Source organism: Rhodococcus sp. FH8 (genome assembly GCF_019266085.1).
Taxonomy (GTDB): domain Bacteria; phylum Actinomycetota; class Actinomycetes; order Mycobacteriales; family Mycobacteriaceae; genus Rhodococcus_F; species Rhodococcus_F qingshengii.
In genome coordinates, this window is record NZ_LPNQ01000056.1 from 1 (window position 1) to 614 (window position 614).

Consider the following 614-nt stretch of genomic DNA (forward strand, 5'->3'; position numbering starts at 1 on the left):
GGCTCTCCGCATTTGAGCGGGGCGTGTGCTGATTTCATGCTGCTGGTCTCTGCCCTCGGGTGAGGGCGATGTGGACCATGATGCGCCTTCGGTAGTTGTCCATGTTGGTGAAGCCGCATCCGACACGCTTGGTTTGCTTGATGATCCGGTTGAAGCCCTCGGTGCGGGCGTTGGTCACGTCCTCGGTGAGCGCGACGAGCACCGCTGGCCACCAGGTGTCGATCGTGGTCGCCAGGCGGCTGGTTTCCTCCATGTCGGCGCGGGCGGCGTCGTCGTAGAAGTCGTACAGCCTGCGCCGGATCTGGTGCGGCTGGTGTTCGGCCAGCAGCAGGCGCAGGCGTTCCTTGACGGCATGCGCGGCGGCGATCTCGTTGGTCGGATCCTCGGCGGCGAGGGCGGCGTTGAACCGGGCCTTTTGCTTCACGGTGAGGTGCTCGTAGCCGGTGAGCAGCAGTTGCCGGCTGGCCCAGACTTTGTCGGTGGCGGTGCCGCGGCGGCCGTGCAGTTGCCGGGTGATCCGTTGACGGACCTGGGTGACCATGAGGTTGGCGAGGGCGACGAGATGCCACTTGTCGACTGCGATCCGCGCGTCCGGCAGGGCGGTGCGGATCCCG

The 614-nt window shown here is 66.6% G+C and carries 1 protein-coding gene; it reads right to left on the minus strand.

The features are described 5' to 3' along the window. Positions 1–34: 34 nt before the first annotated feature. The coding region (locus tag ATN38_RS02620; RefSeq protein ID WP_218747551.1) for a transposase at positions 35–614 on the minus strand (580 nt) is incomplete at its 5' end.